Genomic DNA, 1,303 nt, shown 5'->3' on the forward strand with positions numbered 1-1,303 from the left:
TGGTGTCGGTTTGTTCTTTGAGAACTGCACAGTGGATGCGAGCATCTTTGTGGCAAGTTATTAAGGGCATACGGTGGATGCCTTGGCACCAGGAGCCGATGAAGGACGTAGGAGACTGCGATAAGCCTTGGGGAGCTGTCAACCGAGCTGAGATCCAAGGATTTCCGAATGGGGAAACCCGGCCCCAGTCATGTGGGGTCACCCATACCTGAACACATAGGGTATGTGGAGGGAACGCGGGGAAGTGAAACATCTCAGTACCCGCAGGAAGAGAAAACAACCGTGATTCCGTGAGTAGTGGCGAGCGAAAGCGGATGAGGCTAAACCGTATTCGTGTGATACCCGGCAGGGGTTGCGTTTACGGGGTCGTGGGACCCACTGGTCAGTTCTGCCGGACTGGCAAGGAGTGAGAAAACACTGTGGTTAGCGGAACGTGTCTGGAAAGCGCGGCCGTAGAGGGTGAGAGTCCCGTACGTGAAAACCCGGTGTCTCCTTGTGGTGTTCCCAAGTAGCAGCGAGCTCGTGGAATTTGCTGTGAATCTGGCGGGACCACCCGCTAAGCCTAAATACTTCCTGGTGACCGATAGCGGACTAGTACCGTGAGGGAAAGGTGAAAAGTACCCCGGGAGGGGAGTGAAATAGTACCTGAAACCGTGTGCCTACAATCCGTCGGAGCCTTTCGGGGTGACGGCGTGCCTTTTGAAGAATGAGCCTGCGAGTTAGTGCTGCGTGGCGAGGTTAACCCGTGTGGGGTAGCCGTAGCGAAAGCGAGTCCGAATAGGGCGGTTGAGTCGCGTGGTCTAGACCCGAAGCGGGGTGATCTAGCCATGGCCAGGGTGAAGCGTGGGTAAGACTGCGTGGAGGCCCGAACCCACCAGGGTTGAAAACCTGGGGGATGAGCTGTGGTTAGGGGTGAAAGGCCAATCAAACTCCGTGATAGCTGGTTCTCCCCGAAATGCATTTAGGTGCAGCGTCGTGTGTTTCGTGCCGGAGGTAGAGCACTGGATGGTCTAGGGGGCCCACAAGCTTACCGAAATCAACCAAACTCCGAATGCCGGTACGTGAGAGCGCGGCAGTGAGACTGCGGGGGATAAGCTTCGTAGTCGAGAGGGAAACAGCCCAGAACGCCGGCTAAGGCCCCTAAGTGTGTGCTAAGTGGGAAAGGATGTGGGGTCGCCCAGACAACCAGGAGGTTGGCTTAGAAGCAGCCATCCTTTAAAGAGTGCGTAATAGCTCACTGGTCAAGTGGTCCTGCGCCGACAATGTAGCGGGGCTTAAGCACACCGCCGAAGCCGTGTCATTC

General features: G+C 56.4%; 1 rRNA gene. It reads left to right on the plus strand.

Annotation, left to right across the window (positions count from 1 at the left end):
* Positions 1-50 precede the first annotated feature (50 nt).
* Positions 51-1,303 (plus strand): 23S ribosomal RNA (locus tag IEZ00_RS36005); the annotation flags it as partial.

This window comes from Saccharothrix coeruleofusca, assembly GCF_014648515.1.
Taxonomy (GTDB): Bacteria; Actinomycetota; Actinomycetes; order Mycobacteriales; family Pseudonocardiaceae; genus Actinosynnema; species Actinosynnema coeruleofuscum.